At 60.6% G+C, this 12,987-nt stretch carries 12 protein-coding genes; 8 read left to right on the forward strand and 4 right to left on the reverse strand.

Annotated elements, in window-relative coordinates:
- Positions 1 to 318: 318 nt before the first annotated feature.
- On the reverse strand, positions 319 to 663 hold the full coding sequence (locus AB0I15_RS22255) for a hypothetical protein (protein WP_358098448.1): 345 nt from the start codon (positions 661 to 663) through the stop codon (positions 319 to 321).
- Positions 664 to 1,597: 934 nt separating this feature from the next.
- Here AB0I15_RS22255 and AB0I15_RS22260 point away from each other — a divergent pair.
- The 6 genes from AB0I15_RS22260 to AB0I15_RS22285 all read left to right on the forward strand — a co-directional run bounded on the left by AB0I15_RS22260 (position 1,598) and on the right by AB0I15_RS22285 (position 6,880).
- Positions 1,598 to 1,855 carry a hypothetical protein gene (locus tag AB0I15_RS22260; protein WP_358098451.1) on the forward strand — a complete coding sequence of 86 codons (258 nt, stop codon included), beginning with the start codon at positions 1,598 to 1,600 and terminating at the stop codon, positions 1,853 to 1,855.
- A gap of 58 nt (positions 1,856 to 1,913) precedes the next feature.
- Positions 1,914 to 2,267, forward strand: a complete 354-nt coding sequence (locus AB0I15_RS22265) for a tyrosine-type recombinase/integrase (RefSeq protein ID WP_358099186.1) — start codon at positions 1,914 to 1,916, stop codon at positions 2,265 to 2,267.
- A 1,645-nt stretch (positions 2,268 to 3,912) separates the two neighbouring features.
- Entirely contained in the window at positions 3,913 to 4,206 is a 294-nt protein-coding gene (locus AB0I15_RS22270; RefSeq protein ID WP_358098454.1) for a hypothetical protein, read from the forward strand.
- A gap of 170 nt (positions 4,207 to 4,376) precedes the next feature.
- A complete protein-coding gene (locus AB0I15_RS22275) occupies positions 4,377 to 5,702 on the forward strand; it encodes an ISL3 family transposase (RefSeq protein ID WP_358098457.1) in 1,326 nt (441 codons plus the stop codon).
- A 97-nt stretch (positions 5,703 to 5,799) separates the two neighbouring features.
- Positions 5,800 to 6,483, forward strand: coding sequence for a hypothetical protein (locus AB0I15_RS22280; RefSeq protein WP_358098459.1), 684 nt, complete (start codon positions 5,800 to 5,802; stop codon positions 6,481 to 6,483).
- A gap of 7 nt (positions 6,484 to 6,490) precedes the next feature.
- Positions 6,491 to 6,880, forward strand: a complete 390-nt coding sequence (locus AB0I15_RS22285; RefSeq protein ID WP_358098461.1) for a hypothetical protein — start codon at positions 6,491 to 6,493, stop codon at positions 6,878 to 6,880.
- A 107-nt stretch (positions 6,881 to 6,987) separates the two neighbouring features.
- On the opposite strand, the gene AB0I15_RS22290 is transcribed toward AB0I15_RS22285, so the two are convergent.
- Positions 6,988 to 7,761 carry a transposase family protein gene (locus AB0I15_RS22290; protein ID WP_358098464.1) on the reverse strand — a complete coding sequence of 258 codons (774 nt, stop codon included), beginning with the start codon at positions 7,759 to 7,761 and terminating at the stop codon, positions 6,988 to 6,990.
- Between the two features lie 705 nt (positions 7,762 to 8,466).
- On the opposite strand from AB0I15_RS22290, the gene AB0I15_RS22295 reads away from it, so the two are divergent.
- The gene (locus AB0I15_RS22295; RefSeq protein WP_358099188.1) at positions 8,467 to 9,114 is read left to right on the forward strand and encodes a hypothetical protein; all 648 of its coding nucleotides are present in this window, start codon (positions 8,467 to 8,469) and stop codon (positions 9,112 to 9,114) included.
- A 17-nt stretch (positions 9,115 to 9,131) separates the two neighbouring features.
- Here the strand turns inward: AB0I15_RS22295 and AB0I15_RS22300 are convergent, their stop codons facing one another.
- Entirely contained in the window at positions 9,132 to 10,874 is a 1,743-nt protein-coding gene (locus AB0I15_RS22300; RefSeq protein WP_358098467.1) for a hypothetical protein, read from the reverse strand.
- Between the two features lie 354 nt (positions 10,875 to 11,228).
- Between AB0I15_RS22300 and AB0I15_RS22305 the strand changes: the two genes are divergently transcribed.
- Positions 11,229 to 11,792: an NUDIX hydrolase gene (locus AB0I15_RS22305; protein ID WP_358098470.1), complete on the forward strand. Its 564-nt coding sequence runs from the start codon at positions 11,229 to 11,231 to the stop codon at positions 11,790 to 11,792.
- On the opposite strand, the gene AB0I15_RS22310 is transcribed toward AB0I15_RS22305, so the two are convergent.
- Positions 11,770 to 12,987 (reverse strand): XRE family transcriptional regulator, encoded by a 1,218-nt coding sequence (locus AB0I15_RS22310; RefSeq protein WP_358098473.1) that lies wholly within the window; start codon positions 12,985 to 12,987, stop codon positions 11,770 to 11,772. The two genes, AB0I15_RS22305 and AB0I15_RS22310, sit on opposite strands and share 23 nt — an antisense overlap.

Consider the following 12,987-nt stretch of genomic DNA (forward strand, 5'->3'; position numbering starts at 1 on the left):
GATCCGCCGCTACATCGCCTGGCGAAACCGCAACACCGATAACCCTCGCCTACGCCGCATCGTGAAGAGGGCAAACGTGGCCTGACGCGGCACTAGGTAGTCGGGTAGGCACTTCGGGATTTGCATGGACCGAGGCGCGCGCGAGAGATGGCTCCAAGCCGCGGCTCGTGACCGTTGCGGTGGAGGAACAGCCTTCTACCTGCAACAGGCCCTTGTACCGCGACCACGAGAATCATGATCATTACACGCATGCATGGCCGCCGCTAGGACCGGAACAGCCGGAGGACTGAACACGGTGATCGGGCTTCCACCTGCGCCCTACACCGAATCTCCTCCTGCTGGGCGTGCGGTCTTTTCGGTGAGCAGGGTACAGAGCAGGGCCGTGAGCATGAAGCCGACCACCACGGGGACCCCTATCAGCATGCCGAACGCAAGGGTCTCGCTGGACACCCAGGAGCTATAGTCCGGCTGGATGACGACGACCGCCAGCATGACGAAGGGGGCCACCAGACCAACAGCCGGCCAGTAGGACAGGCGGGCCAACCACGCAGCCACCATGCTGAGCGGGAAGGGTACCAGCGCAAACGCCATTGCCAGCTTGAGCTCGGAATCCGAGTCGGTGGTCGGCCACGCGAGGAGGAGCAGCAGCAGTAAGACCGCCACTGCGGACCCGGCCAAGGCCGACCTCAATAAGAGACGCACAGCGTGATTGTCACAAATCAGAGGCGGACAGGTCGATATACGGAAGCTGGCCTGCTGAACCTCGGCGACCAGTAAAGGCCAGCCTTCAGACGGTGGTCTTCCCAATCATGCATCCTGGAACGTGTGACCATGCCGCAACTCCCCGACCCGTCGCCACACTTCTACGACTGCGGCTGCCCGGACATCTACTTCTGCCCAGCGTCCGACGAGTCAAGGTCGTTCGTCCAGCGGGGCGCTCCACCTTGACCCCGTGGCCCAGGTCTGCTCGGCTTGCCCCGGGTCTATGGCGGGCGGGATGATCAGGCTTCCACCTCAGCCACCTGCGGACCAGACACTCGGTGCACCGATCATCCCGGAGCCAGAGGCCCCCGCCGGAGGCACTGTTCGGTTGCGTGATGAATCGGAAGGGTTGGCGGCATGGATGTGCGGCGATCTTTTTGGTTTCAGCTTGGGTCTGCGTGCACCTTCATCTTCTGCGGGTGGGGCGGGGCTGGTGCGGTGTTCGGGCTTTCTGGGTTTCGCGGGCCCATGCCGGATGCTTGGCTGACAGGGCTGTGGGTGTTTCTCTCGCTGAGCATTCTGCTCAAGCTTGTTGCCGGAGTCGCATATCTGGTGCGGAAACGAACTTGCCAGGATGTGAAGGATGACCCAGTCGTTGGGTGACCGGTCATAGGGATACCCGAACTGGCTAGAGAGGCGTGTGCGGCGGCTCGACTGACCCGTTGTGGCGCCAGGCGGATCGGCCGTGAGTAGCGGCGGCTCGCCGGCGGTCGGCGCGTTGGCTGGCTGCGGCGTGGCAGCCGTGCGGCGATGCCCCACGCGACGCAAGCGCCGTGACCGGCCCCCAGGCCGCAGCTCGGCGCGGAGACATCGACGCGGGGCATACGGCGTGGTGGTGGGTGCGTTCGATCTGAGCTATTTGGGCGCGCATCTTGTCGGCGATGGGCGGGCCACCGAGCTTCCGATCCAGGAGACGGAGGTTGTTGGTGTCGGTGTGCAGGATCATGACCGTGGTCGGGTCGATCGCGGCAGAAGCGCCCAGACGCCTGATCAGTTCAGTGGTTTGCTCTTCGTGTTCGTCGTCGTGATCGCCGGTGGGGGATGCGATATCCAGCGGCGCCAGGCTGAGCAGCATGCGGGCGTGATCGGGTAGACGCAGGCATCCTCTTCCGTAAGCGCAAGGGCAGGAGCAAGCTCACCACGACACACCGATCGAGCGCACCGAGGACTGGAAGCTGTGGAAAGCCATCCTCAGGCAAGCGGGGGTTCGAGACGTCCGGGTCCACGACGCCCGCCACGCCGCCGCGACCCTCCTGATCGAGCAGGGTGTGAACATCCGGGTCGTACAGGAGGTGCTCGGCCGCACTCGGGTCACCACCACCGAGCGCTACACCCACGTATCCACACACTCATGCGGGACGCCAGCGAGCGCCTGGCCTCCGCGCTCTGGGGAAATCCGTAGCCGTTGCAACCAGCCCTGCAACTCTGACGCCCCGGACGCAGGAAGGCCCTCACCCCAAGACTGGGGTGAGGGCCTTCTCACGTGCGGAGGATCGGGGATTTGAACCCCGGATGGTGTTGCCACCAAACCGCATTAGCAGCTCGGATCTCGGCCGTCCCGATCAGTGCAACCTGGACCGACACGGCCCGGCGGTCCAGGCAGAACGGGCTGGGACAGCGGTGAACTGCAACCCAAACTGCAACCCGCTACGAATACAGGCAGACCGCTCACGCTGGGGACATAGCTTTGGGGACGTCCCTTCGACTCCCGTACGTGGCCGGCGAACATCGCCTACCGTGATGCCCATGCTCGTAGAGCCTCCTCCACCCGTGGGTCCCTACGATCGTGAGGAACCCGTTCTGGCAAGAGGTTCGCGCCACCATGGAGAGGGCGCAGATCGCGGCAGGCGCGCCGGACATGAGCACCCTGAGCCGCGAGGAATACGCACGGGCGTGCGTCGAGCTGGACCTGTGGCCCATGACCGACGAGGAGTGCTTCAGCTCGGAAATACGCGAGCGCTTGCACGCTCCCCCGACCAGAACTTCATCGAAACGATCTCCAGGAGCCTCGCTAAGGCACGCGGCTGGGGCATCATGGGCCAACTCCGCGAGGAGCGGAAACAACTTCGCTGGGAGCTAGGACGCCGCTTCCCCACGGAATATCGCGCCAACAGTACGAGGAGTTCTGCGCCGAAGTCGGCATTGAATCGGCCCCCGACGAAGCCATACGTGCCATGGCGGTCGACTACCTCGCCCGCGAAGAGATCGAAGACCTTCCCGATCTCAGCTTGTTTGTAGCAAACTTCCGCGACATGGGGATCTGGAGAGAAAAGCGCCAGTGACCGTCCCAAGCACAATGCGCATCCTAGGAATCCAGGACGACATACAGCACAGCACTGCGCACTGACATCCTGCTTGCAAGGACGCATACCGATCTTGACCCACCAGCGGAAACGCAGCTCAGCGCACTGATTGCCTCTCCCCGTGGCTTCCCGCTGTTCTCCTCGTTCCCGCCCCATCGGGCACGCAACGGGCGCGCTAGCCATTGTGGCCGGTGGGCCAGGGCTGAGGAACGAAGCCCTGGCCCGTCGATCGCCCCCAGCCACCCGCGACGGCCAGCCACGCAGGGCGATCGTAAGTGCGGTACCGATTGCCGACGATTGCGCGGGGCAAACAGCCAAAAGACCAATAACGGCGTCTGACCTTGCGCGAGCACTCCGACTTACACATCGGATCTTCGCGTTGCCGCCGCCCCATCCGCCAGGGAAGCAGGACAAGGCGCGACACCTGCGCTGTCCCCGTTGCGGGGAACCACGATGTTGCCAGGACAACCAAGCCTTAGTCAAATATCGTAATCGTTCGCATATAATTTCCGCTCAAGGCAATAGCATTCTCCTAATTACGCAATAGACTAAGAGCATGGAATCGAGTGCTCAAGAGCCCAACGATACGGCTTCTCAGAGCTGGCAATCCTCGAAAGCCCGAAAGCGCGCTACCCAAACCACGAGGGCGGAGCCAGACCTTCTACGCGCCGGCAAGGCTTTTCATCAAGAATTCCAGGAAACGTATGGTGTGGACCTCATAGTTCCTGGAGATTGCGAGAAGGAGGTTCATGTGGTCAAGGCTAAGTCTGCTGGCCGAGAAAGAAGGGACGTCGATGGGCTCCCGCCACTCACTGGACGCCGAGGCCGAGTTGACTTCGTTGTCCGCATGAAGCCCTCCGAGGATGAGCCCCACGGATCGCTAGTCTTGATAGAGCTAAAGAATACTGACTGGGACAAGGTGATAAATGTGTGCCGGCTGGCCAAACGGCATGCTGCGCAGATGTTTAGCTACATGGGACACTGCTGGGAGCTTGTAGAGAGAGGAACAATTGACTCGTTCCAAGCTGCTATCGTCTATCCAAGAAAACCAGAATCTTCCGCTGTTATTGAAATGTTGAATACACTGCTTGGCGACGACGGCATCGCCGTGTACTGGTACGACGAAATCAAGCATGGCTGACGAACGAATTTTGGACGCCTCTATACCTCCGCTCGCTGACAAATGATGGCTCTTCGAAGTTGATCGGGGTTTGACGCCTCGCCTGGTGCAGGAGGCTTGAGAGGGCTCGTGGCTCTCGGTGATTCTTCTTGTTGTCGAAGCAAGATGATCACTTCAGAGAAGCCACGAGCATGGTCAACGATACGACGCTGCTGCTCGGCCTGGACGGTCTGGCTGTCACGAAGGTCGTCGCCGCAGATGACGGGGTTCAAGACGGGCCGGTGGTGCACCTGGCCACCGCCGATGAACGCGCCCGATGTTGCCCCGAGTGCGGGGTTGTCGCGGTCCGGATGAAGGAGTGGGTGATCACCCGGCCGCGGGATCTGCCGGTGGCGGGCCGACGGTGTGCGTTGCGCTGGCGTAAGCGCCGCTGGTACTGCGACCAGGCATCCTGCCCGCGTCAGACGTTCACCGAGCAGGTGCCGCAGATCCCCGCACGGTCCCGGCTGACGCGGCGATTACGCCGGGCCAGCGGTGCCGCCGTCGCTGATGGCGGGCGGACGGTGCTGCAGTCGGCGCGTGATCATGGGGTGTCGTGGCCGGTGGTGTCGGCGGCGTTCACCGAGCACGCCCGCCGGGTGCTGCCCGCTCAGCCCGCACCGGTTGCCGTGCTGGGCATCGATGAGGTTCGCCGGGGCCGGCCGCGCTGGGTGCTGGAGGAGGCCACCGGTACTTGGGCTACGGCGGTGGACCGCTGGCATGTCGGCTTCGTGGACCTGTCCGGCGGCCAGGGGCTGCTCGGCCAGGTCGAGGGCCGTACCATCGCCGCCGTGACCGGCTGGCTCGGCCAGCGGGAGGCGTCCTGGCGGGCGCGAGTGAGCTTCGTCGCGATCGACATGTGCACCATTTTCAAGGCCGCCATCCGTACGGCGCTGCCGCACGCTGTGCTGGTGGTCGACCACTTCCACATCGTGCAGCTGGCCAACCAGGCCATCACCGAGGTCCGCCGCCGCCTCACCATGCAGGTCCGCGGCCGGCGCGGACGTAAGGGCAACCGCGAATGGGAGCTGCGCAACCGGCTGACCCGCTCCGCCGCCCGGATGCACGCCCGCCAGCTCGACCCGATGGTCGATGACCTGCAGGCTCTGCCCGCCCGGCTCGGCGCGCCGATCCTGGCTGCCTGGAATGCCAAGGAAGACCTGCTGGACCTGCTCGCCCTGGCCCGCACCCACCCCGACCGCCATGTGATCGCCGACCGGCTGTTCCGCTTCTACGACCGCTGCGCCAGCTCTGGCCTGCCCGAACTCGAGCGCCTGGCCACCAGCATCGAGACCTGGTGGGTCGAGATCCTGGCCTTTCTCCGCACCGGAATCACCAACGCCGGGTCCGAAGGCACCAACCGCGTCATCAAGACCACCGCACGCGACGCCTACGGCTTCCGCAACCCCGAAAACCAGCGGCTACGCACCCGATGCACCACCACTCGACGCAGCCGCGGACACCTCAACCCCGCTTAATTTCGAAGAGCCCAAATGATCTGTAAACCTAGACAACATTGGGATAATATTGCCCCTATTTTGCCTGTCGTATGGGGGCTTTGGGCATCATCGCAGTGTGTCCGAAGTGTCCGATGAAGATAGAAGTGCTATCAGCGTTCAGGTAACGCTATCGATTACGGTTGAGCAGCACGCCCAGTTGCGAGAGCTCGCGCGGCGGCTGCCGCTTGTGGCGTCGCATCGCAGCCCGAGCGACGGCGATGATAGCGATGACAGCCTTCTTCAGCAGTTGCTCGAAGGGCTGACGGGCGCTGCGGCCGACGAGTATATCGAGCACATTACGAGGGTGGCTGAGCCTACGAGTCTGACTCGAGTTCGCGAGCTCAGACTAGCACACCTCGTTGAACGACTTTTTGGTGGGAAGCTGCCATCCGAGTATGTAATCGCCGATGTACTTGGGCTAACCTCCGGCGAAGCCAGAGTCCTGCTCTCACGCGTTGTCGCGCATAATAGACAACGATTGACTAAGGCAATGCTCTCTGCATCGCGCAAGGCGCTAGAAAACTCCAAGAGGCCCGACGATAAAAAGCGCTGGATAAGGTGCGATATAGCCACTTTTTTCTATTTGCGCGACCTTGTTTCTCAAATCGCAGAGCGCGGCGGTCCTAGCCTGCCGCCCCTTTCGAAACGCACCGATGCGGTAGGGGGATATGTTGCTCCAACAGATACATTTCTAGCATTGTGTAGGGAACTTGGCGTGGAGGATCCATGGCAAAAGAATAGCGACCGAAGAAAGAAATAGATCTAGAATGTCCGAGACCATTGCGATCGTGCTTCCAACCGCCGCCCTCACCGCTGCCCTCTACGGGCTATGGCTTAATTCGACGAGGAGCACTATTCTTGCTGCAATTGAAGTGCACTATAAAAACGGGGGAGATTACCAAAAAGTAATTAAGGCTGGCCGACTAGTCGGCTATCCTAACCTTTTGATTCCTGTGGCAGTAGTCATAATATTGACACCACTGGCTTCCCAGGTAGTGTGCGGACTGTCGCCCGCAAAACAATATTCGCCCGTCAATGCATTGTTTCTACTAGTTTTCTTTCTCTGGATAGCAGCAGGCGTGGTTGCTGTTACGGATATCATTCGCCTGGAAAATAACGCGCGAACCGTCCATGCATTGGAGGTCCTAGACAAATAGGCAACTCACTTTGAGCTGTTTCGCGCTCAACGGGTGAGTAACACCCCAGGATATATCGATAAAACGCAGAGAATACGAGCCATGCCAACACTGAATGCTTTTCATCCTCACGCTGCCTGCGCAACACGGTGGTTCTGAAGGACAGCGATGGCCTTGCACAGGTGGCCGGCCTTGCTGGGGCTGCAGCGTAGCTTGCGGAGGATTTTCCAGCTCTTCAGCTGGGCGTTCGCGCGTTCGCCGGGCCCGCGGAGCTTGGCGTGGGCGCGGTTGGCCTGCTTCTGGGACTCGGGTTTGTTCTTGCCCTTGTACGGGGTGCGGACCGGGCCCTCGGCTCCCTGATAGGCCTTGACGGCCAGGGTGATGATCCCTGCGTGCTCCAGCGCGCGCAGGATGCCCCAGATTCGGGCGGCACTCAGATCGTGGGCTTTGCCCGGCAGCGCTCCCGACGTCCACAGGATCGTCCCATCCGGTGAGGCGATGACCTGCACGTTCATCCCATGCACACGGTGCTTGCCCGAGAAGTACGGCCGGTCGGCCGCGACCCGGTCGGTATGGATCAGCGTGCCGTCCAGCACCAGGTAGTGCAGCCCGTCCCGCTGCGCCTTGCGCAGCGCCTGGCCGAGCTTGGGCGAGCGCGCCGACAACAGCGAGACCGTCTCCTCCACATACCGCCACGCGGTCGCCGTCGACACCCCGAAACCGGCACCGAGCTCGGTGAACGTCTCGCTCTTGCGCAGATAGATCAGCACCAGCAGCGCCTGTTGACCGGGGTTGAGCAGCCGCCAGGCCGATCCGATCGCCTTACGGTGCCGGCGGATCACCCCAGCGACGTAGTTCAGCGTTGAACGCGACAAATCGACGGCAGCACGATAGAAAAGCATCCGAGGCCCCTGGTTGTGACGGATCTGGTTGTGGTGATCAATCCATCTACCAGGGGTTTCTTACGTCGTCAGGCGAACGCCAGACTCGCGATCATGCTGTGACCAGCACCCCGCCGCCAGGGGGATGAAAAAGCTTCACTGGTTAGCGTTCCTGAGTAGTGGCTTTCTACGGTGGGTCTATGTTCCTGGGTGGCAGTCGGCGTATAGCGGCCCGAGCACGGCCGTGCGCGAGAACGGCCCCAAGGCCGCACGCGCAGCGTGCGGCCGAGCGCAGGGCCGCGCCGGCGGCGCGGAGCGCCGCCGCTTGATGTCTATAGGCGCTATTCGGCAGCCGATCCGGCCGATGCCTACCGGTGATCCACTGAGAGTCTTTCATCCCCGCTTCGCTGAGCTGGACGAGGATTGCTTGGACGAACTGACCTGCAAGAAGAGGGTAGCAGCGGAGGTTGCGAAGGATGCGCCGGGTTTTCAGCTGAGCGTTGAGTGGCGTGCCCACCGGGGCTGCGGAGCGTGGCTGAGCGGCGTTGGCGGTTTCAGCGAGGCGAGCTTATTGCGGGCCCCTGGTCCGCGCTGGCGCCGACGTACCCTTTGCCCGCGAGAGTGATCAGGCCGGCGGCCTGCAGGCGTCACAGATGAGCGAGAAAGAAGATGCGTTCGAGCTAACCTTCGCTTCACTTCCGCTCTGCGGCTATCTAAGCTGAAATGATGCTGTCACAAGCAAAGTTCGCACGTTGGGGAGCAACTACGCTTTCAATTTTTTATGCAGTTGCGCTCTACGCTACCGATGTTCACCCACAGGCAAGCATCGGGAAGGCCATTAGCTATGCCCCGACAGTGATCGGACTCGCCGTAGTAGCCTTCGATAAATGGTTATGGCGCTTCCCGGGAGTGCACCGACTTGTAGGTCGTCCACGTCTAGACGGAACATGGAGGACAACTCTCCGCCCGATGCCATCGAGTCATATCCCGCCGCATCTGAAGCTCGTATCGATAAACGCTTATATAATGATTGAACAATCCTACTGGTCCATAAGCATTACCCTCATAACAAAAGAGAGTACATCTTATTCACGAGCGGCGGTTTTCTCTAAACTTACTGAAGGTGATCGCCAACATCTAACTTACATCTACGACAATCAGCCACGGCAAGAATATCTTGTGCGTAGTCCGCAACACTCAGGTGCCGTCGAGTGCGCCATCAGCGGTCGTTCACCGAAAACTATTTCAGGCAGATATTGGACTGACCGACTGACAACAGGGGACATGAGATTGCAGTTCGTTAGTCGAACAAGCGAACATAGCTCGTTCCAGGCCGCACATCAGGAATATTTACAATTACGTGAGACCACATGATGGATTGCCAAAACCACCTAGAGCGGTTCAGCCGAGTCATTTAGGAGCGGATCGGGAGGGATTTTAGGTTCGAGTAGGTGCGCCTCTTTTCCGCGCTCCTTACAGTAGGTGATGTGCGCGAGATTTAGCACCCTGCATTGCCCCTCACTCAGATACGAGACTATAGCCGTTAACCCCTCCCAAGCTTCCGCGACAATCCCGTCATTTTCTGGCGTGCATACTCTGCTTACGTTCATGTAATGCATAAACGCATCTGTCACAACTCGACGTTCAATGCGTGGGGTAAGCCAGGGAAGTATGTCAACTGATCCATCGGCGCTGTAAACGATGACAATAGCGGATGGACGATCACCATTTACGTAGCGGATAGCGTTGCTATATCGACTGCCTCTTGCTGGATCCTCCAAGCCACAAGCCTCCCCATCCAATATAACGCCCAGAGCGTGGCAACGACCTTCTTTGTCTAGCAGGATCCCACCATCGACTGCAGTGAGTTGGGTCATCAAAGGTGGAAATAGGGGAGTTGGCTCCGTCCTCAGAGCTTGCGCACTAAGCCGTGTAGCCTCAGAAGCTGCGTCGTCGGAGATGATCACCATGGCACCGTCCTGATGCTTTGCAGCAGCTTCGCACAAGGCAAGCAAGTTCTCCATACTGCTACCTGGCAGAAGTCGTTCAATGAAGTCCTCTAGCTGCCCCATATCCAGCGCGGTGCGGGGAAGACAGGCAACCCCTCGGTTCACAGTCAAAAGCTTCCGCCCTGCATGTGAAAGCTCCCATATACTGTGTTCTATGGCTGAAATTATGAATATAGTCTCACTTGACAGATCGTAATCTGCCTTAACGCGACCAAAGCCGTAGATAGTTTCGCCGTCAGTGAGAGGGTCTCCCTCCGCGCCACTCGCCTCCATTAACTTACGGGCTGCACGAGTTTGTGTAATACCTACTGGCCGGCTCAGCTTCAATAGCACTTCAATTGAAGGATGCTCGTCATGTGCGATGATCAATTTCCCGGCCGCCGAACGCCCCTCATACGTAAGAGCAGATATGGCGCTCACCAACGCATCACTTTGATGTCCATACCAGAAATGTGCGCAAAGAAGGATAGAGTAGAAGAAGTTTCTCGTAGCGCGTCGTATTATTTCGGAGGAGTCTGGTAGTTGGGAAGGATCGAGTCCTACATCGGGAAAATACAACGCCGTCCGCGCTCGATCCAAGAATTCCAAAACTGCCGCATCGACCAAGGACGATACGACATCATGCCCATCTCTAGTTGCGACATCAACTTTAGGGACTTGCGCTAAGGCATCATTGTCGATCCCGACTGCTACGTGGACGACATAGTCGAAAACGCTCGCAGATCGACTGACAAAGTAGGATCTGGCTCCGCCGGTGACACTGTCGGCAAGCACCTCGTTGATTGCTTCAATACGCGATTCATCTTTAAGCTCACGAAGCGACTGCTCATGAAGTCGTTGATCCGCATCTGCTCCAGGCTCAGCGGAATGCTGCGCATAAAGAGCGTCGCATCTGGCGAGTACACCAGAGAAGTCACCTGCCGAATAGGAGCTCACTTCGGGTGCAAAGCAAATATTCGCCGCCATTCTTTCCGTCGTACAGAATCCAAGGAGCATTATTTTTGCCGAACCAAAGAAGCCGATACCTTCCAGGACCTCCTTGAGAGTTTTTTTCACTTCAACATAGAATTCCAATTGATAGCGCCACATATATCCGTCTGGCGATGGGGGGTTTGCTTCGTTCATGTGTGACTTATCTCCCGGCCCGTTCGGATGTTCGTGTCGATGGGAGGCAGACAGCTTGATGCGCCAGCCTGATTCTGCCAGATTACTAACGTCTTCACTTAACGTTGTCCCGAACGGCTGGCCTAGCGTACTTCACGACAGGCCGAGAGCCAGCGAGCCTTACACCATGGTCCGTACCTACGCTGATCCCAGCGACACTGAGAGTTGATAGACGCCGCTGCGACTGCCTGGGCGTGCAATGCGCCAATCGCAGACATCCCATGAGGGTCCCGAGAAACCCGCACGCGCAAGCTCCTGGCTGGCTATCGGTTGGAAGTCGTGTACCAGGCATGTTCGAGACGGTAGCTTCGCGGTGTGGCTGATGACGCTGAGCTGACGCGCTGGGTCGTGCACGGGGAACGGCTGATCTACGACAACCGGTGGATTCGGCTGGGGCTGGCCGATGTGGAGATCCCGGGTGGGGAGCGGTTCGAGCATCACGTGGTGCATCTGGATCGGGCTGCGATCGCTGTTGTGCTGGATGAGCAAAATCGCGTGTTGCTGATGTGGCGGCATCGGTTCGTGTTCGACCGGTGGGGGTGGGAGCTTCCCGGCGGACTGATCGAGGCGGGTGAGGATTCGATGGCGACCGCTATCCGGGAGGTGGAGGAGGAGACCGGGTATCGGCCACAGAACGTTGAGCACCTGGTGAGCTACCAGCCGATGGCAGGCATGGTCGACTCTGAGCACATGCTGTTCGTGGCGCGTGGGGCCGAGCTGGTGGGGACGCCTGAGGGTGAGGTGGAGGCCGATCGGATCGAGTGGGTTCCGATGGCGGAGGTTCCCGGCATGATTGCCCGCGGGGATATCTGGACATCGGGGACGTTGATCGGGTTGCTTCAGGCTCAGGTGTGGCTCAATGGCCGAGGGCGCGGTTGACGGCTTTGGCGAGTTCGGTGATACGGCGGCGTTGACGGCGGCTGCCGGTCATGGTGGCGAGTTGCTGGGCGCGGTGGATGTGGGGTTGGGCGTCTTCTGGTTTGCCGGCGGCCAGGAGGGCGTGGCCGAGGTCGCAGCGGACGCCGGATTCGGCGCGGTTGTAGCTGCCGTCCATGCCGGCCAGGGCTGAGCGGAGGTCTTCGGCGGTGTCGGGGTCGCCGAAGCGGACGAGGCAGTTGCCTCTCCAGCGGGCCACGTGGTGGGCGTTGATGAACAGGTAGGGCATCTCCGGCTCTCCGTCGCCTTCCGGGAGGAGGGCGGTGGTTTGGTCGAGAGCGTGGCGGCAGGCGGTCTCGTCGCCGAGGACGGCGGCGGCTTCGGCCTTGGCGGCTGAGAGCCAGGTGCGCATGCGGGCCGGTAGGCGGGTGCGGTGTTGGGCGTGGACGTGGTGGAGGAGTTCGGTGGCTTCGGCGGGACGGCCGAGTTCTATCAGGACGTATGCCTGTTCGCCGGAGACGTAGGCGAGTAGGGCCGGGTCTTCGGCCTCGTAGGCGGCGGCCTTGGCTCGTTCGTAGTGGGTCCACGCGTCGTTGAGGGCCAGGGTGTTGATGGCCTGCCAGCCGGCCAGCGAGGATGTTTCGGCCAAGAGGTGGGCGAGTCTGGTTCGGATGCCGTGGCGTACGGCGTGGTGGTGGGCGCGTTCGATCTGAGTCATCTGGGCGCGCATCTTGTCGGCGATGGCGGGGCCGCCGAGTTTGCGGTCCAGGTAGCGCAGGTTGTCGGTGTCGGTGTGCAGGACCATGATCGTGGTGGCGTCGATGGTGGCGGCAGCGTCGAGGCGGCCGGTCAGTTCGGTGGTCTGTTCCTCGTGTTCGCCGTCGTGGTCGCCGGTAGGGGATGCGGTGTCGCGGGGGGCCAGGCCGAGTTGCATGCGGGCGTGGTCGGGTAGGCCGAAGCCGGCGGCGACGCGTTCGATGACGTTCAGGTCGGCGATGGATCGTTTGCCGTGCAGGATGGCGTTGACGGCGGGTTGTCCGAGCTCGGCTACCGCACCGATGCGTACCTGACTGGCGCCGTATTTGATGGCTATGGCGAAAAGTCCAGCGAAATCGCGTCTTCTCAGTATTTCCCGGGTTTCGTCGGAGTCCCAGGCGGACGCGGGTATCTCAATCCGGCTCGCCGAACCTTTTTGCAT

Source organism: Nonomuraea sp. NPDC050643 (assembly GCF_040654715.1).
Classification (GTDB): Bacteria; Actinomycetota; Actinomycetes; order Streptosporangiales; family Streptosporangiaceae; genus Nonomuraea.